Source organism: Pseudomonas sp. FSL R10-2964 (assembly GCF_009600035.1).
Taxonomy (GTDB): Bacteria; Pseudomonadota; Gammaproteobacteria; order Pseudomonadales; family Pseudomonadaceae; genus Aquipseudomonas; species Aquipseudomonas bubulae.
The window spans coordinates 1-774 of record NZ_WIWH01000102.1 but is presented as its reverse complement, the minus strand read 5'-3'; the positions used below and the strand labels follow the sequence as shown (position 1 = coordinate 774).

Genomic DNA, 774 nt, shown 5'->3' with positions numbered 1-774 from the left:
ACCTGCGGCTGGATCACCTCCTTAATCGACGACATCAGCTGCTCCATAAGTTCCCACACGAATTGCTTGATTCATTGTAGAAGACGATAACTGCAGAGTTGATCTGCGGTTTTTCTGTCGTAAAGCTTAGAAATGAGCATTCCATCAAATGATGGTGAATGTTGATTTCTGATCTTTTGATTAGATCGTTCTTTAAAAATTTGGGTATGTAATAGAAAGTTAGACTGGATAGCACTTTCACTGGTGTTTATTCAGGCTAAGGTAAAATTTGTGATTGCTCTTAATTGAGCAGCGAATTTTCGGCGAATGTCGTCTTCATAGTATAACCAGATTGCTTGGGGTTATATGGTCAAGTGAAGAAGCGCATACGGTGGATGCCTTGGCAGTCAGAGGCGATGAAAGACGTGGTAGCCTGCGAAAAGCTTCGGGGAGTCGGCAAACAGACTTTGATCCGGAGATGTCTGAATGGGGGAACCCACCTAACATAAGTTAGGTATCTTAAGCTGAATACATAGGCTTAAGAAGCGAACCAGGGGAACTGAAACATCTAAGTACCCTGAGGAAAAGAAATCAACCGAGATTCCCTTAGTAGTGGCGAGCGAACGGGGACCAGCCCTTAAGCTGTATTGATGTTAGCGGAACGCTCTGGAAAGTGCGGCCATAGTGGGTGATAGCCCTGTACGCGAAAACATCTTTGCAGTGAAATCGAGTAGGACGGAGCACGAGAAACTTTGTCTGAATATGGGGGGACCATCCTCCAAGGCTAAATACTAC

The 774-nt window shown here is 44.8% G+C and carries 1 rRNA gene; it reads left to right on the top strand.

The annotated features are described in order from the left end of the window. Positions 1-347 precede the first annotated feature (347 nt). A 23S ribosomal RNA gene (locus GHN92_RS23610) occupies positions 348-774 on the top strand; the annotation flags it as partial.